This window comes from Ruegeria sp. HKCCE3926, from assembly GCF_017872515.1.
In the GTDB taxonomy this organism is placed as follows: Bacteria; Pseudomonadota; Alphaproteobacteria; order Rhodobacterales; family Rhodobacteraceae; genus Ruegeria.
Genome location: NZ_JAEDOU010000001.1, coordinates 319031 through 338371 on the forward strand (window position 1 = coordinate 319031; position 19341 = coordinate 338371).

Annotated in this window: 21 protein-coding genes; 11 read left to right on the forward strand and 10 right to left on the reverse strand. The window is 59.3% G+C overall.

Going from position 1 to position 19341, the window contains the following annotated elements; all coding sequences use genetic code 11:
• Positions 1-156: 156 nt before the first annotated feature.
• The 6 genes from scpA (at position 157) to I9184_RS01660 (ending at position 5620) form a co-directional block, all read left to right on the forward strand.
• Entirely contained in the window at positions 157-2283 is a 2127-nt protein-coding gene (scpA, locus tag I9184_RS01635) for a methylmalonyl-CoA mutase (RefSeq protein WP_171630890.1), read from the forward strand.
• Positions 2284-2388: 105 nt separating this feature from the next.
• Positions 2389-2991, forward strand: a complete 603-nt coding sequence (locus I9184_RS01640; protein ID WP_209832467.1) for a VOC family protein — start codon at positions 2389-2391, stop codon at positions 2989-2991.
• A complete protein-coding gene (locus I9184_RS01645; RefSeq protein ID WP_209832469.1) occupies positions 2988-3476 on the forward strand; it encodes a GNAT family N-acetyltransferase in 489 nt (162 codons plus the stop codon). Before I9184_RS01640 ends, I9184_RS01645 begins: the two co-directional genes overlap by 4 nt.
• Before the next feature lie 45 nt (positions 3477-3521).
• On the forward strand, positions 3522-4202 hold the full coding sequence (locus I9184_RS01650; RefSeq protein WP_171114829.1) for a molecular chaperone DjiA: 681 nt from the start codon (positions 3522-3524) through the stop codon (positions 4200-4202).
• 4 nt (positions 4203-4206) lie between these two features.
• Positions 4207-5208, forward strand: a complete 1002-nt coding sequence (locus I9184_RS01655) for an endonuclease/exonuclease/phosphatase family protein (RefSeq protein ID WP_209832471.1) — start codon at positions 4207-4209, stop codon at positions 5206-5208.
• A gap of 37 nt (positions 5209-5245) precedes the next feature.
• Positions 5246-5620 carry a hypothetical protein gene (locus I9184_RS01660; protein WP_171630898.1) on the forward strand — a complete coding sequence of 125 codons (375 nt, stop codon included), beginning with the start codon at positions 5246-5248 and terminating at the stop codon, positions 5618-5620.
• A gap of 12 nt (positions 5621-5632) precedes the next feature.
• On the opposite strand, the gene I9184_RS01665 is transcribed toward I9184_RS01660, so the two are convergent.
• The 5 genes from I9184_RS01665 to I9184_RS01685 form a co-directional block, all read right to left on the reverse strand.
• Complete coding sequence (locus I9184_RS01665; protein ID WP_171630901.1) at positions 5633-7177, reverse strand: Ppx/GppA family phosphatase; 1545 nt, start codon at positions 7175-7177, stop codon at positions 5633-5635.
• 49 nt (positions 7178-7226) lie between these two features.
• Entirely contained in the window at positions 7227-7916 is a 690-nt protein-coding gene (locus I9184_RS01670) for a DnaA/Hda family protein (protein ID WP_171722886.1), read from the reverse strand.
• Complete coding sequence (locus I9184_RS01675; protein WP_171722887.1) at positions 7917-8990, reverse strand: AI-2E family transporter; 1074 nt, start codon at positions 8988-8990, stop codon at positions 7917-7919.
• Positions 8991-9079: 89 nt separating this feature from the next.
• Positions 9080-10054, reverse strand: coding sequence for an isopenicillin N synthase family oxygenase (locus I9184_RS01680; protein WP_209832473.1), 975 nt, complete (start codon positions 10052-10054; stop codon positions 9080-9082).
• Positions 10054-11421: an FAD-dependent oxidoreductase gene (locus I9184_RS01685; RefSeq protein ID WP_209833678.1), complete on the reverse strand. Its 1368-nt coding sequence runs from the start codon at positions 11419-11421 to the stop codon at positions 10054-10056. Before I9184_RS01685 ends, I9184_RS01680 begins: the two co-directional genes overlap by 1 nt.
• 187 nt (positions 11422-11608) lie before the next feature.
• Here I9184_RS01685 and I9184_RS01690 point away from each other — a divergent pair, with 187 nt between their 5' ends.
• Positions 11609-12427, forward strand: a complete 819-nt coding sequence (locus tag I9184_RS01690; RefSeq protein ID WP_209832475.1) for a methyltransferase domain-containing protein — start codon at positions 11609-11611, stop codon at positions 12425-12427.
• A gap of 71 nt (positions 12428-12498) precedes the next feature.
• Complete coding sequence (gene proS, locus I9184_RS01695; protein ID WP_209832478.1) at positions 12499-13839, forward strand: proline--tRNA ligase; 1341 nt, start codon at positions 12499-12501, stop codon at positions 13837-13839.
• A 116-nt stretch (positions 13840-13955) separates the two neighbouring features.
• Here proS and I9184_RS01700 read toward each other — a convergent pair whose 3' ends face one another.
• Positions 13956-14315 (reverse strand): hypothetical protein, encoded by a 360-nt coding sequence (locus I9184_RS01700; protein ID WP_152458705.1) that lies wholly within the window; start codon positions 14313-14315, stop codon positions 13956-13958.
• Between the two features lie 17 nt (positions 14316-14332).
• Positions 14333-14653 carry a hypothetical protein gene (locus tag I9184_RS01705; protein WP_209832480.1) on the reverse strand — a complete coding sequence of 107 codons (321 nt, stop codon included), beginning with the start codon at positions 14651-14653 and terminating at the stop codon, positions 14333-14335.
• 18 nt (positions 14654-14671) lie between these two features.
• Here I9184_RS01705 and I9184_RS01710 point away from each other — a divergent pair, with 18 nt between their 5' ends.
• Positions 14672-15967 (forward strand): lipoprotein-releasing ABC transporter permease subunit, encoded by a 1296-nt coding sequence (locus tag I9184_RS01710; protein WP_209832482.1) that lies wholly within the window; start codon positions 14672-14674, stop codon positions 15965-15967.
• Positions 15960-16646, forward strand: a complete 687-nt coding sequence (locus I9184_RS01715) for an ABC transporter ATP-binding protein (protein WP_171630915.1) — start codon at positions 15960-15962, stop codon at positions 16644-16646. Before I9184_RS01710 ends, I9184_RS01715 begins: the two co-directional genes overlap by 8 nt.
• On the opposite strand, the gene I9184_RS01720 is transcribed toward I9184_RS01715, so the two are convergent.
• A complete protein-coding gene (locus I9184_RS01720; protein ID WP_209832484.1) occupies positions 16630-17067 on the reverse strand; it encodes a DMT family transporter in 438 nt (145 codons plus the stop codon). The two genes, I9184_RS01715 and I9184_RS01720, sit on opposite strands and share 17 nt — an antisense overlap.
• A gap of 97 nt (positions 17068-17164) precedes the next feature.
• Between I9184_RS01720 and I9184_RS01725 the strand changes: the two genes are divergently transcribed.
• Complete coding sequence (locus I9184_RS01725; protein WP_209832486.1) at positions 17165-17572, forward strand: cytochrome c; 408 nt, start codon at positions 17165-17167, stop codon at positions 17570-17572.
• Here the strand turns inward: I9184_RS01725 and I9184_RS01730 are convergent.
• Both I9184_RS01730 and I9184_RS01735 read right to left on the reverse strand, forming a co-directional pair.
• Positions 17569-18261 (reverse strand): hypothetical protein, encoded by a 693-nt coding sequence (locus I9184_RS01730; RefSeq protein ID WP_209832488.1) that lies wholly within the window; start codon positions 18259-18261, stop codon positions 17569-17571. The genes I9184_RS01725 and I9184_RS01730 overlap by 4 nt on opposite strands.
• A gap of 42 nt (positions 18262-18303) precedes the next feature.
• Positions 18304-18966 (reverse strand): DNA-3-methyladenine glycosylase I, encoded by a 663-nt coding sequence (locus I9184_RS01735; RefSeq protein WP_209832490.1) that lies wholly within the window; start codon positions 18964-18966, stop codon positions 18304-18306.
• Positions 18967-19341 lie beyond the last annotated feature (375 nt).

The following is a 19341-nucleotide window of genomic DNA, read 5'->3' on the forward strand; positions in this document are numbered from 1 at the left end:
TCCTTCGAATATAGCCTCTGTGACACCGATTGCGACCGACGATTTGTACCAAACACTCAAAATGTCGCGCTTGCGGCTGAATGAAACGGCCAAGCGCAAGACCTCAATGCGGAAGCTTTCGACTGCCGCCATCCGAATTGACAAGAGGAAACCGAAATGACCGACACCAAGGATTGGAAAGCGCTGGCCGAGAAAGAGCTGCGCGGGCGTCCGCTGGACGACCTGACCAAAGAGACGCTGGAAGGCATTGCGGTCAAACCGCTCTATACGCAGGAAGACACCGCTGGTTTGCCGCATATGGGTTCGCTGCCGGGCTTTGGTCCGTTTACACGCGGTGTGAAAGCCACGATGTATGCCGGCCGTCCGTGGACGATCCGTCAATATGCGGGCTTTTCGACCGCCGAAGAATCCAACGCCTTCTATCGCCGCAACCTGGCGGCGGGCCAGCAGGGTGTTTCGGTTGCCTTCGATCTGGCCACCCACCGCGGCTATGACAGCGACCACCCGCGTGTCGTCGGTGACGTGGGCAAGGCCGGTGTGGCCATCGACAGTGTCGAGGACATGAAAATCCTGTTCGACGGCATTCCTTTGGATCAGGTCTCGGTCTCGATGACCATGAACGGCGCGGTGATCCCGATTCTGGCGAACTTCATCGTGGCAGGAGAGGAACAGGGGCACGACAAATCGGTTCTGTCCGGCACCATTCAGAACGACATTCTGAAGGAATTCATGGTGCGAAATACCTATATCTATCCGCCCGAGCCCTCGATGCGGATCATCTCGGACATCATCGAGTATACCTCGAACGAGATGCCCAAGTTCAACTCGATCTCGATCTCGGGCTATCACATGCAAGAGGCCGGCGCGAATCTGGTGCAGGAGCTGGCCTATACCCTGGCCGACGGGCGCGAATATGTCCGTGCAGCGACACAGGCCGGGATGGACGTGGACAAGTTCGCAGGCCGTTTGTCGTTCTTCTTTGCCATCGGCATGAACTTTTTCATGGAGATCGCCAAACTACGCGCCGCGCGCACGCTGTGGCACCGGGTGATGACCGAGTTCGGCGCGAAATCCGAACGGTCAAAAATGCTGCGCACCCACTGCCAGACGTCAGGTGTTTCGTTGCAGGAACAGGATCCTTACAACAACGTGATCCGCACCGCCTATGAGGCGATGAGCGCGGTTCTGGGCGGGACCCAATCGTTGCACACCAACGCATTGGACGAGGCGATTGCGCTGCCCACCGACTTTTCGGCGCGTATCGCCCGGAACACGCAGCTGGTGTTGCAGGAAGAGACCGGCGTGACCGATGTGGTCGACCCGCTGGCGGGGTCTTATTACGTCGAAAGCCTGACCAATGAGCTGATCGAGAAAGCCTGGGCCCTGATGGAAGAGGTCGAGGAAATGGGCGGCATGACCAAGGCCGTGGCCAGTGGTATGCCCAAGCTGCGCATCGAGGAAAGCGCCGCGCGCCGCCAGGCGATGATCGACCGTGGCGAAGAGGTGATCGTCGGGGTCAACAAATATCGCAAGGAACAGGAAGATCCGATCGACATTCTGGACGTCGACAACGTGGCGGTTCGCGAAGCGCAGGTCGCGCGTTTGGAACGTATCCGTGCGACCCGTGACGAAGCCGCTTGCCAACAGGCGCTGGACGCTTTGACCAAGGCTGCCCAAGAGGGCGGAAACCTGCTGGCCGCCGCCGTCGAGGCCGCCCGTGCCCGCGCATCCGTAGGAGAGATCAGCATGGCAATGGAAAAGGAATTCGGCCGCCACCGCGCCGAAGTGAAAACCCTGGCCGGCGTTTATGGCGCGGCCTATGAGGGCGACGAAGGCTTTGCCGCGATCCAGAAATCCATCGAGGAATTCGCCGAGGCCGAAGGCCGCCGCCCGCGTCTGCTGGTGGTCAAGATGGGGCAGGACGGTCATGACCGTGGGGCCAAGGTGATTGCCACCGCGTTCGCCGATATCGGGTTTGACGTGGACGTTGGCCCCTTGTTCCAGACCCCGGCCGAGGCCGCGCAGGACGCGGTGGACAATGACGTGCATGTGGTCGGCATTTCCTCGCAGGCGGCAGGGCACAAGACACTGGCTCCGCAACTGGTGGAAGAGCTGAAAAAGGCCGGGGCCGAGGACATCATCGTGATCTGCGGAGGGGTGATCCCACAACAGGATTACCAGTTCCTTTATGATCATGGGGTCAAGGCCATCTTTGGCCCGGGCACCAACATTCCCGAGGCCGCTCAGGACATCCTGCGCCTGATCAGCGAAGCGCGCGGCTGAAGAAGGTCGGGTTTTTCGTCAGATCATCTTGTGATCGTGCCTCTTTGGCGAAAACATACGGCCAGATCCGCAAGGGTCTGGCCATTAACTTGCAGGAGGTGGCACATGTTACTGGATCATCTGGCCGTCGCGGGCGAAACGCTTGAAGAAGCGTCTGCGCATATCGAACAGGCGCTTGGCGTTGCGCTGCAACCCGGTGGGAAACACGAAAAATTCGGGACACATAACAGGCTGCTGGGTCTCAGGGATGGGCTCTATCTGGAAGCGATTTCCATCGATCCGCAGGCGCACCCTCCGGGCAGGCCGCGATGGTTCGATCTGGACAGTTTTCAGGGCGGCCCGCGTTTGACGAACTGGATATGCCGGGTCCAGGATATCGAGGCCACACTGTCGATCTTCCCCGATGGCACCGGAGAGCCGATCGACCTGACCCGGGGCGCGCTGCGGTGGCGCATGGCGGTTCCACCAACCGGGCGCTTGCCGTTCGACAACCTGTTTCCCGCCCTTATCGAATGGCAGGGCGATCTTCACCCGGCCGACATGCTGCAAAACAGCGGCTGTCGGCTGCGGCGTTTGGTTGTGTACCACCCGGATGCGTTGACGCTGGCCAGACATCTTGGTGCATTGGATCAGGTGGTGTTCGACACCGGCCCGGCCGCGCTCAGGGCGGAGTTCGAGACGCCTCATGGGGTCCGGGTGCTGGAATGATCATTCGCCCGGCCATGGCGGCGGATGCGCCCGAAATCGCCAGGATCACCAATGCGATCATTCGTGAGTCGTTGATCACCTTCACGACCGATGAGCGCAGCACAACGCAAATCACCGAGGATATTACGGAGCGGGGCACTGGATTCCTGGTCGCCGAACATGATGGGCAAGTTGTTGGTTTTGCCACCTATGCCCCGTTTCGCGCGGGCCCCGGATACGCGCAAACGCGCGAACATTCGATCCAGTTGTCACCGGACGCGCGCGGAAAAGGCACTGGGCGGGCTTTGATGCAAGCGCTCGAGGCGGCGGCACGAACCGACGGGGTGCATGTGTTGGTTGCAGGCATTTCCTCGGCCAATCCGGGCGCCGTGGCGTTTCACGCGGCGCTGGGCTTTTCGCAGGTTGGTCGCATGCCCGAAGTTGGGTTCAAATGGGGTCAATGGCTGGATCTTGTGCTGATGCAGAAAATTCTTTCGCCTGAATGATCTGTCGCACCTGACAGTCCCGAATTGTGACGCTAGTGTACGCCCATGTCGATCTGGACCCGCATATCCGATGCGCTCAGCGCGCTGGCCCAAGGCGAAAGCCTGGCCGCAGTTTTTGAAAAGCTGCGAACACCTCCGGAACGATCGGTGGCGTTCACGATTGCAGTGATTGCCCTGGGCGCAAAAATGGCCAAGGCAGACGGTCAGGTGACACGAGATGAAGTCACTGCCTTCCGCGATGTGTTCCAGATCGCGCGCGAAGACGAAGAAGATGCTGCGCGGGTCTTCAACATGGCGCGCACGGATGTGGCGGGGTATCAGGACTATGCCCGCAAGATCGCCCGGATGTTCGCCGAAGACAGCACCACGCTTTGCGATCTGATGGAGGGGCTGTTTCACATCGCCATGGCCGATGGGTTCTACCACCCCAATGAGAACGCGTTCTTGGAGGAAGTGAGCAAGATATTCGGGCAGTCCGACGCTCAATTCAAAGCATTGCGGGCACGGTTCGTGCCGGATGCGCCAAAGGATCCTTACACGGTTCTGGGTGTGCCGCAGGACATGCCTTTGCCCGATATCCGCAAAGTCTGGCGAAGGCTGGTCCGCGAAACGCACCCGGACGCCATGATGGCGCGCGGTGTCCCGGAAGAGGCGATCAGACTAGCCGAGAAAAAGATGATCGACATCAACCGCGCCTGGGATGAGATCAACGGCGCGCGGGCCTGACAGGATGCGGCTGGCGACCTACAATATCGAATGGTTTGCCAATCTTTTTGATCAAAACGACCATCTGATTGTCGATGACACCTGGTCCGGTCGGCATAATGTCACCAAGGCGCAACAGGTCGAGGCGATCGCAAAAGTGCTGACCGCGATTGACGCGGATGCGGTATTGATTGTCGAGGCTCCGAACACCGGCAAGCGCCAGAATACGGTGCGGGCCCTGCAAACCTTTGCCGAGGCGTTCGATCTGCGCATCTCTGACGCTGTGATGGGGTTTGCCAACGACACCCATCAAGAGCTGGCGCTGCTCTACGACAGGACCATTCTTACCGTGCGTCATGATCCCAAGGGTGACATCGACGACCCCTTGGCCCCCCGGTTCGATGGTGCGTTCAGAATCGATCTGGATATTGATGCGACCGAGGATGTGGTGCGGTTTTCCAAACCACCGATGGAACTGGCGGTGACGACGCAATCGGGCCACGACGTCCGGCTGATCGGAGCTCATTTGAAATCCAAGGCTCCGCATGGGGCCGGGTCGCGGGACGAGGCGATCCGGATCTCGATTGCCAACCGCCGCAAGCAACTGGCGCAGGCGGTCTGGCTTGCCAGGCGGGTCGAGATGCACGTTGCCAGCCAGGAACCCGTCATTCTGCTGGGAGACCTGAACGACGGTCCCGGGCTGGATGAGTTCGAGCATCTGTTCGGCCGCTCTTCGGTCGAGATTTTGCTGGAAACTGGGTTGTTCGACCCGCACGCGGTGACGGCTCATGGTTTTCGGCCGGGATCGATACCCTCCACGGCTCGCTTTGCCCGCCCGGAAGAAGGCAGGTTTCTCGAGGCTCTTCTGGATTACATAATGATTACACAGGATCTGCGTGCATACCGCCCGGCCTGGCGCATTTGGCATCCGTTTCGCGACGCGGCCTGTTGGTCCGCACCGGACCTGCGACAGGCACTGCTGACGGCGTCGGATCATTTCCCGGTCACACTGGACATCGACCTGTGACCTTTCACGCCTGCGGCTGGGGCGCTATATACTAGGTATGAAACACGTTTTGCTGATCAGCATAATCACTGCCGGCATCGCCGCGCCCGCCCTTTCGCAGGAAGACAACAGCAAATCCCTGATGGAGCAGGGGGCCGAGCTGTTTTTCGAAGGTCTGCGCAAGGAGATGGAACCGGCGCTGGATGATCTGCTGGGCCTTGCGGATGAGTTTGGCCCGGCAATGCAGTCGTTCTTGCGGGAAATGGGCCCCGCACTGGCCGAGCTGGGGGCCGAGATCAAGGATTGGAGCGCTTATGAAGCGCCCGAGATCTTGCCCAATGGCGATATCATCATCCGAAGGAAACAGGCCGAGGATCCGCCAGAGCCTGAAAATGAAAGTGAAGAATTGCCCGAAGGGGCAACTGATATCTGATCGGATCGATGGTCAGCCCTTGATGATCACGCGCGTATCGGATTTCAGGGCGTTCGCCAGTGAATTCAGGCGCGCTTCGGCAACTTCGCTGAACAGGGGGGCTGCTGCTTCGGGCAGGTATAGCTCCAACTCCCGCTTTTTGGGATAGAATTTCAGGCGCCCCATATTGGCGTCCTTGTGCATCCACAGCATCGCGCCAAAGCGCATGGCCTTGCCCAGAATTTCGGCCTGTTTCTGGCTTTTTTCATCCAGCAATTCGTAAAGCCGAGAGAACCGGTTGCCTTCCCGTTTGTTGCGATAGCGGTGTTGCAGTGCCAATCCGATGAAAACACGCTCGGAGTGCTTCAGGCCCCCCAGATTGGCGCGCGTGACGTTGTCGAAACACACCTCGGCCCGATAATCGGGATGTGCGCGCCAGCTTACATCGTGCAGCAGGCAGGCCGCCTTGATCAGGCGCACCCTGCTGGGCGGTGCGGATCTGAACAGCGGGATGACAAAATCATAGAGATTGCTGCCAAATCCGGGCAGGCGCGCGTCCTTGGCTTCCGAGAACCGGCTGGCTTCGATCAGCGGGTCGCGGTCGCGCACTTCCTGCGGCATCTGCTCATACAGCAACCCCTCGCGGATACCATAGCTCGAGATGGCGATATCTTTGGGTTTGAACGTGCGGATCAGCCGCGCCAGAACATCCATCGCATAAGGGATAAGCGCCATGCGCGAACTGGACACGCCGGCCTGAGTACGCAGCTTTTCATGATCGTGTTTCTCGATGTATTTGATTGTCTCGCGCACCTGCTTGGTGGTCATGCGGTATTCATGCAGAACGTTCAGCGGATAGCCTCGCCGCAGCATGTCCAGCCGCGCAAAGGCACGCCAGCTGCCGCCGACCAAAAACAAACGATCCCGCTGCTGGCCCATCTGATTGCGCAGATCCTCCATCGTTTCCTTGATATGCGCTTTTCGCGCGCGCCGCCCGCCTTTGATGTCACGCAGTTTCAGCGGCCCAAGCGGCGAGGTCACGCGGCGGCCGACCTGACCACCGCCGATTTCGGCCAATTCCATCGACGATCCGCCAATATCGCAGATCAGCCCATAAGCTCCGGGCCATCCCAACAGGACACCCTGTGCCGACAGGCGGGCTTCTTCGTCACCGTCAATGATGGCCACTTGCAAACCTGTTTCAGCCTGCACCTGATCGCAGAACTCGGGCCCATCCGAGGCTTCGCGCACAGCAGCGGTGGCGACAACATGCAAACCGGGCAAATCCAAATCCATTGCCAGGTGCTGGAAGCGCCGCAATGCCGCCAGGGCACGTTTGCGGCCTCGCGGGTTCAGCCGTCCGGTTTCGGACAGGCCCGCCCCCAGTTCGCACATGACCTTTTCATTGTAGAAATAAGCCGGTGATCGGGCCGCCCCGTCGAAAATGACCATCCGGACCGAGTTCGACCCGACATCGACAACCCCGACGCGCGACAGCGCCCGTGCGTCCGGTTTGTCAAACAGAGGCTTTCCGATTGTTCCCCAATCCGGGATATCGGTTTCGACGGTCTGATCCATGTGCCTTCCAGATTGTTCTGTTTGAGGATGCGAAATTGACGTCAGCGGGTCAATCATTGGTCTCGATCTCGTCCGGGCTCATGTTCAGAACCCGCACGGCCAGGGAACGGGTGATGTCGCGCTTTTCCATAAGGGCCAATTGATCCAGCTGCGCCACTACGTCGGCCGCAGTTTCAAATCGACGATCCATGTGTTTGACCAGATAGGCGATTACTTCGGGGCCGGGGTTCAGCTGCCGATCTACGAACAGTTTGGCCAGAACCGCACCCAGCAACGCGTCGTCGGGCGGATCCAGCGCCACGTGATGGGCGCCTTCGACCCGGCTTTGCAGGTCGGCCAGTGGCAATTCCCAGAACTTCGGGGCCAGCCGACCCGTCATCAGCAGGGCGTTCCCCTCGGCCAGAACCAGATTGTGCAGGTGAAACAGCGTTTTCTGCTGGTCGGCATCGTCGGCGATCATGGGCACGTCTTCGACGGCAATCGGCCTGCGTGCCAGATCCGGCACGTCGTCATACCGCAAATCGGCGGCCTGAATGATGCGCCCGCCGGTTTCCGCGGCCCAGACATGTGCCAGATGGGTTTTACCCGCGCCAGCCGGACCGGTCAGAACAAGCTTGTTTCCCGGCCAGGATGTGGCCGAGATCATCGCCACGGCCAAGGCATTGGCAGGCGACACAAAAAAGTCCTCTCGCCCGAGCGCAGTTTTGGCGGGCAGATCAAAGCTGAGTTGTCGGGCCATTTACTCGGTTTCCTGATCCTGACGTTCAAGACCGGTATAAAGTCGGCTGTCCAGGTACAGCGATGTGGCAAATCGGGCCAGCACGCCCAATGCTGCGGCCACGGGCACGGCGATCAGCATGCCGACAAAGCCAAACAAGGCCCCAAAGACCGACAGCGCCAGCAGCAGCCAGACCGGGTGCAGCCCGACAGAGCTGCCTACCAGTTTGGGTGTCAGGAAATTCCCCTCGGTGACCTGTCCGATGGCAAAGATCCCCGCGATCAGTCCTACATGTGCCCAATCACCCCAAAACTGAAACAGCGCCAGCCCGATGGCCAATGAGCCTCCGATCAGAGCGCCCAGATAGGGGATGAACGTGACCAGCCCCGCGATGAACCCCACGATCAGGCCGAATTGCAGACCGGCAAGCATCAGCGCGACGGCATAGTAGGTACCTAGGATCAGGCAGACCGTTCCCATCCCGCGCACGAAAGAGGCCAGCACGGCGTCAATCTCACCGGCCAGCCGCCTGATGGTGGGGGCATGATCACGCGGCAGGAGCTCTCCGATGCGAGCGACCATGCGATCCCAGTCCAGCAGCAGGTAAACGGCCACAACGGGCACGATCACCAGAAGGACAACAATGTTTATCGCAGACCCAAGTGAGGCAAGAACCGTTTGCAGAACATCACCGGTCTTGGATTTCAGCATGTCGCCGAAGGACACCAGCATCTGATGAGTGTTTGATTCCCGATCCAGCAGCGACGGGAATTGTTTTTCAATGAACCCGCGCAATTGCTTGAACAGGTCTGGCAGAACGTCGATCAGATCCAGCAACTGGGTAATCAGGGCGGGCACGACCATCAGGATCGCCAATATAAACCCCAAAATCCCGATGACGGTGATGACGGCTGTGGCTGCGATGCGCGACAGGCCCAACCGCTCCAGCCGATCCGCAACGGGATCAAGGAAATACGCAATTGCTCCGCCTATGACGAAGGGCAGCAGGACATCCCCCAAAGCCCAGAGGATCAAAACAAAAACCGCCGCGGCGACGCCCCAGTATCTCAGCTGATCCTTTACCGGCAAAGCCATCGTGATCCCCTTGTTCAGGCACTTGCAGGCGTTCTTGGCGCATCAAAGCCCATGATGCAAGCGCTTCATGGGCAGGAGCTTTGCCCGCTTCAATAGTGCAACGTCCCCAGTTCAGGGGTGTCTTCTTCTGCGGCTTCATCGGGCCAGTTGGTGCGCCAGATTTCTGCCGACCAGTGGCCGCAATGAACCGCCGGACGGTCGAAACCGGGCAGGGCGGGCAACAATGGTTCAACAATGACGTCATGGCGGGGTACGGCGAAATAAGGGAAAGAATACCGTTCCTTGCCCGACCGGTTGACCACCCGATGTGGCGTGGATTTCAATCGCCCGCCTGACCAAAGTTCCAGCATGTCGCCGATATTCACCACGAAACCACCGGGTGGGCAGTCTGGTGAAATCCACTTGCCGCTGCGGGTCTGCACCTCGAGCCCGCCCACCGGATCGGGCGCGATGATGGTCAGTGCGTCCGTATCCTTGTGCGGATGGATGCCATAGCCCGCTTCTTCCGCGGCCTGCGGGGGATAGTGCAGCAATGTCATATTGGTCATCGGGTTGCGGAACGCGTCGCGCAAAATGCCAGAGGTCAAGTTCAGGCCGGATTCCAACGCGCCCAACAACACATCAGTGACCTGATCCAATTGACGCCAATAATCCAGGATGACCTCTTTGGCGCTGGGAACTTCGGCGGGCCACAGGTTTGGGCCGTACAGGGCACATTCAGAGCGCACAGGGTCGGTGGCGGCAACCTCGTGGTGCAGCTTGTAACCCTCGTATTTGTCGGCCTTGCCGGATCCGTCATTCGGTGTGAATAAACCCATCGGGATATAACCGCGATAATTCTTGCGCGTGATGGCCTGATCCCATTTGCGGGATTCATTGATGGCAAAGATCTCTCTTGTGGTTTGACGGACGTGATTCACTGTCCGCTGGGACACACCTGTCCCGGTGATGGACAGAAACCCGATTCCTGTGCTGGCCTCAATTATGCCTTGTACCGTTGCGGCAAAGGCTGCGCTGCCGGGATCGGACAGCGGCGAGATGTCTATGGTCGGAATTCTGTCCATCAGTGAATCCTGACCCCCTGACGTTGCAGTTCCGCGTGAACAGGTGCCAGATTCAGCTGGTCCAGCTCCTGATTGCTTTTCAATGATACCGCTGCGGCGATTCCCGCGCCCTGGCCCATGACGGCGCAGCAGGCCATGTTGCGCGTGGCGGCATGGGCCACCCGGTCCGCGCCATGCGACCGCCCGGCGACCAGCAGGCCCTTGACGCCCCTGGGCAGCATCGAGCGGTAGGGGACCTGCATGTACCGCCCCGTGGTCGGCAGGATCAGAATGCCATAGCCGTCGATGAATTCGGGATAGATGCCGATCGTGTCCTCGAACCGGCCCTGATGGCGGGCGTCGTTTTCGGTCATGTTGTAGACCGCATCGATCTTGCGGGTGTCGCGGATACCGATGGTCATCCCGAAATTCCGAAGCCGCGCGTTTTCGCATCCCGGCATGAACCGGCGCAGCGCCTCGATGGCCAGCATGGTCTGACGGCGGCCTTCGATCTCGCCACGTGTCAGGCTGTCGGGGTCGGTCCCATCAATCTCGGCCAGATGGATGAGGTTCATGTAGGTCAGCTCGCCCGTGTCATGCATCGCGCCCCAGGTGCCGGCAATGGTATTCAGATGCGGCGGGATCAGCCCCTGATCGATGGCCTGCTGGAAGGGCTTGTGCACGAAGGGCGAGAACATGTCGTCCTCTTTGCCGCTGGTTTCGATGTTCCACTCACCACCGCCGCCCCAGTCCTTGTAGGTCTGCGGGTCGGCCTTGACGCCCTCGATAAAGGCGCGCTTGTCCACCCCGGCCAGATGGAACATGACAGACGCCGCCATCATGTCCTCCCGAGCGGTTTTGTGCGTCGGGGCCCCCGCCCGATGGGCCACATCGGCGTCACCGGTGGCATCGATTACCACCTTGGCCAGTATCGCCTCGCGCCCGGCCTTGGACTCGGTAATGATACCAGTGATCCGGTCCCCTTCCATGATGGGGGCGACGAATTGCCGGTGCAGCATCGGGTGAACACCCGCCTCTTCGACCAACTTGTCCGCCACCAGCTTGAACCCTTCGCTGTCCAGTTCATAACTGAGCGACTGGCTTTCGGGCACCGCCGCGCCCATTTCTTTGGCGCGGGTTTCGAACTCCATCCCGATGCCGCCGGCCTCGACGGTTTGCTCGTGCCGGTACCAGGCGAATCCTTCGACGCCGACGGTAGTGATGTTGCCGCCCATACAGCCGAACCGGTCAACCAGCGACACGTCTGCGCCTGCACGGGCCGCTGCCAGCGCTGCTGCCAACCCGGCCGGGCCAGAGCCCACGACCAGAATATCGGTCTGGTGGATGACAGGTATCTGCCGGGCGGGTTCCTGAATTGTCTGCAACAGTGCCTCCTGGGGTTGGTGTTCCCGTCACAATTGAAATTCCCAATTGGCGGGTCAATCAAAAACCCGACTGACCTTGGGTCGCAAACGCGCCATTGCCGGGCGTCGCATTCACAGCCCGCCAGCGCAGAGAGCCGACGTACCGGGCCGAAACGTGCTATACTGACGCCCTGCCTTGGGGGACGAAGCAATGCCCGACATCTATCAGAGCCTGGATCAACAGGGGGAAGACACGGTTCGCGTCGTTGCGGACCGTCTGGAATTTCGCGGCGAAATGCCGGATTTCATAAAAATGCGCGAGCGCTATTTCGACCGGCTCGACTGGGCCTCGTGCCGCCGCATCGTCGATCTGGGCTGTGGCACGGGCGTCGTGACGCGGGCGCTGGCCGACCGGGTCGGCCCGGAGTGCGAGATTGTCGGGTCGGATCTGGCGGCGGAACTGATCAAGGTCGCAATGGAAAAGACGGACGCTGCGGGGTTGGCGGGGCGCATACGGTACGAGGTTGCGGATTCCCGGAACACCGGTGACGGCGAAGGTAGCTTTGATATCGTCATCGCGCATACGGTGATCAGCCATGTGGTGGACCCGGCGGCGATGCTGGAGGAAGCCGCGCGACTGACGCGGCCCGGCGGCACGATCGCCATTTTCGATGGCGACTATGCGTCGTTGACGATCGGCGCTGGCGACCCTGACGCCAACGCGATGGCGGTGAACGCGATCTTGCAGACGGTGGTCGGCAATCCGTTCGTTCTGCGGCATCTTCCGTTCCTGGCCCGGCAGACGGGGCTGGAAGTTTCCGGTTTCATCCCGGAATTGCTGGCCGAGGCTGGCCAGACCTCGTTTTTCGGAAACATGATCGACGCCTATGTCGGCCCCTGCATTCAGGCAGGCGCAATCGACGCCGAGACCGCCTTGAAATGGGCCGAAGGTCAGAAAACAGCCGCGCGGGAAGGCACGTTCTTTGGTTCGTGCAACTATTACACTTATTTGCTGCGCAAGCCTGAATGATGCGCCGCCTTGCCTAGCCTTTGTGGATCGCGTAGAGCATTCGGGCTTTCGCTAGACAAATAGGATCGTTCATGCGCCTCAGCCGTTACTTTCTGCCCGTTCTCAAGGAAAACCCGTCCGAGGCCCAGATCGTTAGCCACCGGCTGATGCTACGTGCCGGGATGATCAAGCAGGCTTCTGCGGGGATTTATTCCTGGCTGCCGCTGGGCTTCAAAGTGCTGCGCAAGCTGGAAAACATCGTCCACGAGGAACAGGCCCGGGCTGGTCACATCGCGATCCAGATGCCCATCATCCAATCGGCGGATCTGTGGCGCGAATCCGGCCGCTATGACGATTACGGGCAGGAAATGCTGCGCATGAAGGACCGGCATGACCGAGACATGCTGTTCACGCCCACGGCCGAAGAACTGGTGACCGATATTTTCCGCGGTCACGTGAACAGCTACAAAGACCTTCCGCTGACCCTCTATCAGATCCAGTGGAAGTTCCGCGACGAAATCCGCCCGCGTTTCGGTGTGATGCGAGGGCGCGAGTTCTATATGAAGGACGGCTACAACTTCGACCTCACCAAGGAAGATGCGCTGCACGCCTATAACCGCCATCTTGTCAGCTATCTGCGCACCTACGAGCGTATGGGCCTTCAGGCGATCCCGATGCGCGCGGATTCGGGGCCCATCGGCGGCGATGACACCCATGAGTTCCTGGTGCTGGCTGACACTGGTGAATCCGAGGTCTTCTATGACAGCGCCGTCACCGATCTGACCTTTGGTGATCGTGAGATTGACTATGACAGTCGCCAACAGTGTCAGGCGATCCTGGAAGAGTTCACCTCGAAATACGCGCGCACGGATGAAACGCATGACGAGGCGCTGTTCAATCAGATCCCCGAAGAACGCCGCCGCGTGGCGCGTGGTATCGAAGTTGGGCAGATCTTCTATTTCGGCACGAAGTATTCCGAGCCGCTGGGCGCCACCGTGCAGGGCCCGGATGGAAAACCGGTTCCGGTGCATATGGGCAGCCACGGGATCGGCGTCAGCCGTCTGGTCGGCGCAATCATCGAGGCCAGCCATGACGACAAAGGCATCATCTGGCCCGAGGGCGTGACCCCGTTCCATTGCGGCATCGTGAACCTGAAACAGGGCGATGAAGAAGCGGATGCGGCCTGTGACAAAATCTACAATGCTCTGACTGCCTTGGGGCTGGAGCCGCTTTATGATGACCGCAATGAACGGGCAGGGGGCAAGTTTGCGACCATGGATCTGATTGGTCTGCCCTGGCGGATCACGGTCGGGCCGCGTGGCCTGAAGAATGGTGTCGTTGAACTGACTTGCCGCCGGACCGGTGAAAGCGAGGAACTGAGCCCCGAGGCGGCCGTTACCAAAGTTGCTGAAATCTACCAGCAGATTGCCTGAGCACCGTCACCGGTGACGGGTCTTGCTGTCACGCAACACAGATCCATTTCGCGAAGGTGGCCATGCGATTGGCTTGGCCACCAAATGTGAACTGACCAATTTGATTGGTTCAGACGTCAGTCTTGGTCTGCCGTCGGGCGCGTTGCAAGGATGTCGCCGTTGGCGCCATCGCCGCGTGCGACCACGATCGGACGGCCCAGCCGGTTGACCAGGTCGCGAAACTCAAGACCCAGAAATCGCAACCCGCAAACCCGCGCGTCCGTAGTGCGATCCGTGATACACAGACGTCCTTGCCGGAAAACCAGACGGTACCCTTTGTCTTTCAGGATATCAGTCAAGTTGCCCCAGCTTGCCGCGCTGGCAAAGATCGGCCGAATGGCCGCACGCAGCAGCGCCGCTGTTTCACAATCCAGTTCTTTTGATGCTTGGCGAGACGGAATAACCCCCGCACCGTTGGTTGAAATTTGAAAATTCATTGAGCGACCCCCGCTCCTTAAATGTGTTCCCCCACATACAGGGTGACAAAGTTTCTGAAAATAATCAAAAAGAGTAATAAAATTTCGCGCCCATTGTTGCCTTTTCGATTCAGGAGCTCACAAAGCGCGACGATTAACTTCATACATGAAACAATACCAGTTTGTCTGTGATGCGCTTCACAACTCATGGTGTAGCGCCAGAATTCCAAGTCATCCGTTTGGCCCAGCCACAGTGCTGGGCAACCGGATTGATTCGGCTCGTTCAGGCTGAGGAACGGGTTCGGAATGACAACCGGCTTGACCATCGGGTGAAATGTCGAAACTGTCCCCGCGAACATGAACACCCCGGAGCAGGCATGGCCAAGACACCCCCGCCCTTTGCCCCTTTTGAATGGAAAGTCGCATGGCGTTATCTGCGGGCCCGCAGGGCCGAGGGCGGCGTCAGTGTGATGACCTGGATTTCTCTGATCGGGATCACATTGGCAGTGTTTGCCCTGATCGCGACATTGGCGGTCCGGTCCGGCTTCCGTTCGGAATTTGTTGGCACCATTCTGGGCGCCAACGCGCATGTGACGGTCTATTCGTCAGGCGAGATTGATGCGCAGGGGCGGGTGGATCGCACAATCGCTGACTTTGAGGAACGCGCGGCCCGGGTCGCGCAAGTGCCCGGTGTTCAACGCGCGGCTCCCTTGGTAAAGGGGCAGGTACTGATCACCAACCGCGACCGCAGCAGCGGGGTCGAGGTGTTTGGAATCCGACCCGACGATCTGCGTGATCTGCCCGGAATTGCCCAGGCAGAGCAGGCTGTGGGGGACTTGTCTGAATTCCAGGCGGGTGAGGATGTCATCGCAATTGGTTCAGGCGTGGCGCGCAGCATCGGGGCAACGGTCGGGGATGTCGTCAAGTTGACGTCGCCCAACGGCGTCAAAACCGCCTTTGGTACGTCGCCCCGCGTGAATGCCTATCGCGTTGTCTATGTGTTCTCGGCCGGGCGCTATGACATCGACCGCACCCGCGTCTATATGCCGTTTTCGCAGGCGCAGGGCTTTTTCAATCGCGAAGGTGTGGCCGATGAAATCGAAGTGATGGTGGACAACCCCGAAGACCTGGGCCCGATCCTGATTTCGATTCTCGAAGCATCGGGCGAGCGCAGCCAGATCTGGACCTGGCAGGATGCATCCGGAGGCTTTCTGCGGGCGCTGGAAGTTGAAGACAACGTGATGTTCATCATCCTTTCAATCCTCGTTCTGATCGCCGCGATGAATATCGTTTCGGGCCTGATCATGCTGGTCAAGAACAAGGGGCGCGACATCGGCATCCTGCGCACCATTGGCCTGAGCGAAGGGTCGGTTCTGCGTGTTTTTTTCATCTGCGGCGCTTTTACCGGCCTGATCGGAACGGCAATGGGGGTCATCCTGGGATGCCTTTTTGCGATCTATATCGATCCGATCTTTTCCTTCGTGAATTACGTGATGGGCGGCGGCGTCTGGGATCCGTCGATCCGGGGCATCTATGCCTTGCCCGCCGAGCTGCATCTGAGCGACGTGCTCAAGGCGATCGGCCTGTCGCTTGGCCTGTCCTTTGTCGTCACCTATTTCCCTGCCCGTCGAGCGGCGCGGCTGAACCCGGTCGAGGCGTTGCGCTATGAATGATGTCACATTGCGTCTGAAAGGTCTGACCAAGACCTATCTGAAAGGCAAACCGGGCGAGGTGCAGGTTCTGCGCGGAGTTGATCTGGATCTGCGCGCGGGTGAGGCCGTAGCGATGGTTGCGCCCTCTGGGGCAGGTAAATCAACGCTTCTGCATATTGCTGGTCTGCTGGACATGCCCGACGAAGGAACCGTTGAAATCGGCGGGCAGAACGTATCGGGCAAGGGCGACCGGACCAGAACCGCACTGCGTCGGCAGGATATCGGGTTCGTGTATCAATTCCACCACTTGCTGCCGGAATTCACGGCCTTAGAAAACATCACCTTGCCGCAACTGGCCAATGGTGTACCGGACAAGGCCGCACAGGCCCGAGCGCTGGATCTGCTGGACCGTGTAGGCGTGGCCGCACGCGCCAGCCATCGCCCCGCCGCACTCTCTGGTGGTGAACAGCAGCGGGTGGCGTTTTGCCGGGCCTTGGCGAATGCGCCGCGTGTTTTGTTGGCGGATGAACCGACGGGTAATCTGGACCCCGAAACCTCGGATCAGGTCTTTGATACACTGATGAAGCTGGTGCGGGACGAAGGGTTGTCGGCGTTGATAGCAACGCACAATCTTGACCTGGCAGCGCGCATGGACCGGATGGTCCGGCTTGAGGGCGGGGTGCTCAGGCCAGTTGAGTGATCGCAACGCCAATGGCCATGACGGCGATCCCGCTCATCCGCATAAGCGTAAGCGGTTCGACCTGTGCGCCGAACAGGCCGAAATGGTCGATGGCCGCAGCGCTGATCAATTGCCCGAGCAGCACAAAGAACACTGCATTGCCCACCCCGAAATGTGGTGCGACATGGGTGATCGACAGGACATAGAAAGCAATCAGGACACCTGCAAGCAACAGGTGTTTCGGCGCATTGGCAATCTTGGACAAGGCCGCAAATCCGGGAAACAGCGCCATGACCAAGGCGGAGGCGGCGAAGGCAATGGCAAACAGCACAACAGCTGCCGCAGTTGGCGACCCGATGACTTTTCCCAGCGCCGCGTTGAGCGCGGCCAGGATCGGAATTCCAAATCCGGCGGCCAGCATGATGGCGGCGTATTGTGTCATTGCCCGTAACCTCTGTACCTTATTCGTTGATCTGGATCATTGCGCCAAGACGGTCATCGGGCAACCCTGCAAATGCCAATCCAGGCAGGAGGATACGATGTTCAAGGCAACAATCAGTGTAATGGTTCTTGGGGTTTCGGCTGCTGCCTCGCAGGCCGCCTGGGCTCAGGACGCGAAGACCGGAGAGGAACTCTATGTGCACCATTGCGCGACCTGCCACGGAATCGATGCGATGGGTCAGGGTCCGATGGCAGCCGTGCTGGTGGTTCAACCAAGTGATCTGACCGCTTTGTCCAACGAAGAGGGCGTGTTCCCGACTGCGGGCGTTGTCGCCCGCATTGATGGTCGGGATCCGCTGGTCAGCCATGGTAGCCCTATGCCGGTTTATGGTCCTTATTTTGACGGGCAGGACACATCCATGAAAACGCCGCAGGGTCAGCCAATTCTGACGAGCCAGCCCATCGTGGATCTGGTGGCCTATCTGGAAACACTTCAGAAGAATTAGGTTCCGCTGCAAATCCCGTCGATCTCGGCCTCGCTCCAGGGAAGCAAGATCGCGCGCTCACGCCCTTTTTGCGGAAGCGGGGACAGATCAAAATGCGCACTCAGCATCCTGTGCAGCCGTTTGGTTCGGGTGGCCTGAGGGTCCAGCGCACGGCAGCAAACGTATTCCTCAACGATGGCGCCCTGCTGTTCAAACCCGTAGGACAGGAAGTCCGGCGAGGTTTCGAGGTCAAAAAGATACGGGTCGCTGCGCCCACCATGTTCCGCCGCTGCTCGCAACGGGTGGTAACCGGTGGTCCGGCGATTCTGCCACTGCCAGACATGCGTCAGTTCATGGGCCAGCAGCATCGCGGCCACCAGGTTCATCTGATCCGGAAAATCGGACATGTAGTCTTCCAGATACCAGTCGCGCGCAAAATAGACCTTGTTGAACAGGGCCACGGCTGCGGGCCTGCCGGTCACCGGCCCGGGTTCTACCGGAGGAAGGATGCGCTCGCGGCAGGCCAGACGTGGCCGCTCTTCGCGGAAATACGTCACATTGGTAACCGGCGCGCCTTGTACCAATCGCACGCTGTCCAGATTCAGGGTCTCGCCCTGAATGGCATCCGCAAAGTCGCGCTCTTGCTTTGTCAACGGACGGCCGCAAGAGGACAGCAAAAAAAGAGCACACAGGAATACGCGCAGAACCATGAGGTGAATCCTAGTCCTCTGCTTGCGATCCGCAAACGGTTTTCACAGGCTCATGGCCAGAACCCGGCTGATTTCCGTCAAAGACCGCCCGGATTGATCCATCCAGGAATTGAAGGCCCGTTGTACCGCCGCCATGGCTTTTTTCGACGTAGCGGGTTTGTCGATCACGCCCTCGGCGATCAGACGGGCGGTGACGTCCTGCGATAGAATGAAACTGTCGCGGCCCGCAAAACGCATTGCATATTGCGCCGAAGCCCCGCCAAGACGAGACCCGCGTTTGGCCAGCATGGCTAGAAGGTTGACATAGTCATCAGAGGGCCAGCCCCCCAGAACCTGGCCCGCGCCGCCTTCGTTGCGCAGTTCCAAAAGGAACGCCGCGTTGTCCCGCACTGCTGCGATCTTGGTTCCATTGCGGACAATGCGTGTGTCTTGCAGCAGGGAATCGAACTTTTCATCATCCATGAACGCACACCGGCCCACATCGAAGCCGTCAAAGGCGGCCTCGAATCCATCCCATTTGTTTTCGATGACCTTCCAGTTGAAACCGGCCTGAAAGACGCATTTCGTGATGATCGATAGCCACCGGTCGTCGGGCATCGCCGCCAGTTCTTCGTGGCTTTTGGGCTTGTTCAGCTGTGCTTCAAAGGCTTCGATCCCACCGTGGCGAGAGGCGGCAATATCAAAGATCTCGTCAAATGAACGCATGAACCCAACCTCAAAGCTGTCTTAGGAAGAGTGTTTTGTTTTGCCTTCCTTTTGCAATGGGAATTTTCGGTGTTCGAAAGCCACTTGACCGGAAATGAAACTCGGCCCGAACAAGAAAAACACTGAACTGTCAAAGAAATGCTCGACAAACGGGTTTAAAACGGTTTGTGATTGACTCGTCAGTCAACATTCCGTGCCCCGGGGCGGGGGATAATGGCGGGTTGGGCTGGGGTCCTTGCGGCGCCTGCGGGAAAAAATCAACGCTTCAGCGGCAAGAAAGCCGCGCTGTTACAAACTGATCACTTTCCTTTTCCGACCAAATTTGTGCATGTTGCGGCATGGTATTGTCATCAGACAAAGACACCGGCGGGAAAC

Bases quoted from the DNA above. Each gene is read 5' to 3' on its own strand.
- scpA (WP_171630890.1), top strand. From the start codon at position 157: ATGACCGACACCAAGGATTGGAAAGCGCTGGCCGAGAAAGAGCTGCGC.
- I9184_RS01640 (WP_209832467.1), top strand. From the start codon at position 2,389: ATGTTACTGGATCATCTGGCCGTCGCGGGCGAAACGCTTGAAGAAGCG.
- I9184_RS01645 (WP_209832469.1), top strand. From the start codon at position 2,988: ATGATCATTCGCCCGGCCATGGCGGCGGATGCGCCCGAAATCGCCAGG.
- I9184_RS01650 (WP_171114829.1), top strand. From the start codon at position 3,522: ATGTCGATCTGGACCCGCATATCCGATGCGCTCAGCGCGCTGGCCCAA.
- I9184_RS01655 (WP_209832471.1), top strand. From the start codon at position 4,207: ATGCGGCTGGCGACCTACAATATCGAATGGTTTGCCAATCTTTTTGAT.
- I9184_RS01660 (WP_171630898.1), top strand. From the start codon at position 5,246: ATGAAACACGTTTTGCTGATCAGCATAATCACTGCCGGCATCGCCGCG.
- I9184_RS01665 (WP_171630901.1), bottom strand. From the start codon at position 7,177: ATGGATCAGACCGTCGAAACCGATATCCCGGATTGGGGAACAATCGGA.
- I9184_RS01670 (WP_171722886.1), bottom strand. From the start codon at position 7,916: ATGGCCCGACAACTCAGCTTTGATCTGCCCGCCAAAACTGCGCTCGGG.
- I9184_RS01675 (WP_171722887.1), bottom strand. From the start codon at position 8,990: ATGGCTTTGCCGGTAAAGGATCAGCTGAGATACTGGGGCGTCGCCGCG.
- I9184_RS01680 (WP_209832473.1), bottom strand. From the start codon at position 10,054: ATGGACAGAATTCCGACCATAGACATCTCGCCGCTGTCCGATCCCGGC.
- I9184_RS01690 (WP_209832475.1), top strand. From the start codon at position 11,609: ATGCCCGACATCTATCAGAGCCTGGATCAACAGGGGGAAGACACGGTT.
- proS (WP_209832478.1), top strand. From the start codon at position 12,499: ATGCGCCTCAGCCGTTACTTTCTGCCCGTTCTCAAGGAAAACCCGTCC.
- I9184_RS01700 (WP_152458705.1), bottom strand. From the start codon at position 14,315: ATGAATTTTCAAATTTCAACCAACGGTGCGGGGGTTATTCCGTCTCGC.
- I9184_RS01705 (WP_209832480.1), bottom strand. From the start codon at position 14,653: ATGTTCGCGGGGACAGTTTCGACATTTCACCCGATGGTCAAGCCGGTT.
- I9184_RS01710 (WP_209832482.1), top strand. From the start codon at position 14,672: ATGGCCAAGACACCCCCGCCCTTTGCCCCTTTTGAATGGAAAGTCGCA.
- I9184_RS01715 (WP_171630915.1), top strand. From the start codon at position 15,960: ATGAATGATGTCACATTGCGTCTGAAAGGTCTGACCAAGACCTATCTG.
- I9184_RS01720 (WP_209832484.1), bottom strand. From the start codon at position 17,067: ATGACACAATACGCCGCCATCATGCTGGCCGCCGGATTTGGAATTCCG.
- I9184_RS01725 (WP_209832486.1), top strand. From the start codon at position 17,165: ATGTTCAAGGCAACAATCAGTGTAATGGTTCTTGGGGTTTCGGCTGCT.
- I9184_RS01730 (WP_209832488.1), bottom strand. From the start codon at position 18,261: ATGGTTCTGCGCGTATTCCTGTGTGCTCTTTTTTTGCTGTCCTCTTGC.
- I9184_RS01735 (WP_209832490.1), bottom strand. From the start codon at position 18,966: ATGCGTTCATTTGACGAGATCTTTGATATTGCCGCCTCTCGCCACGGT.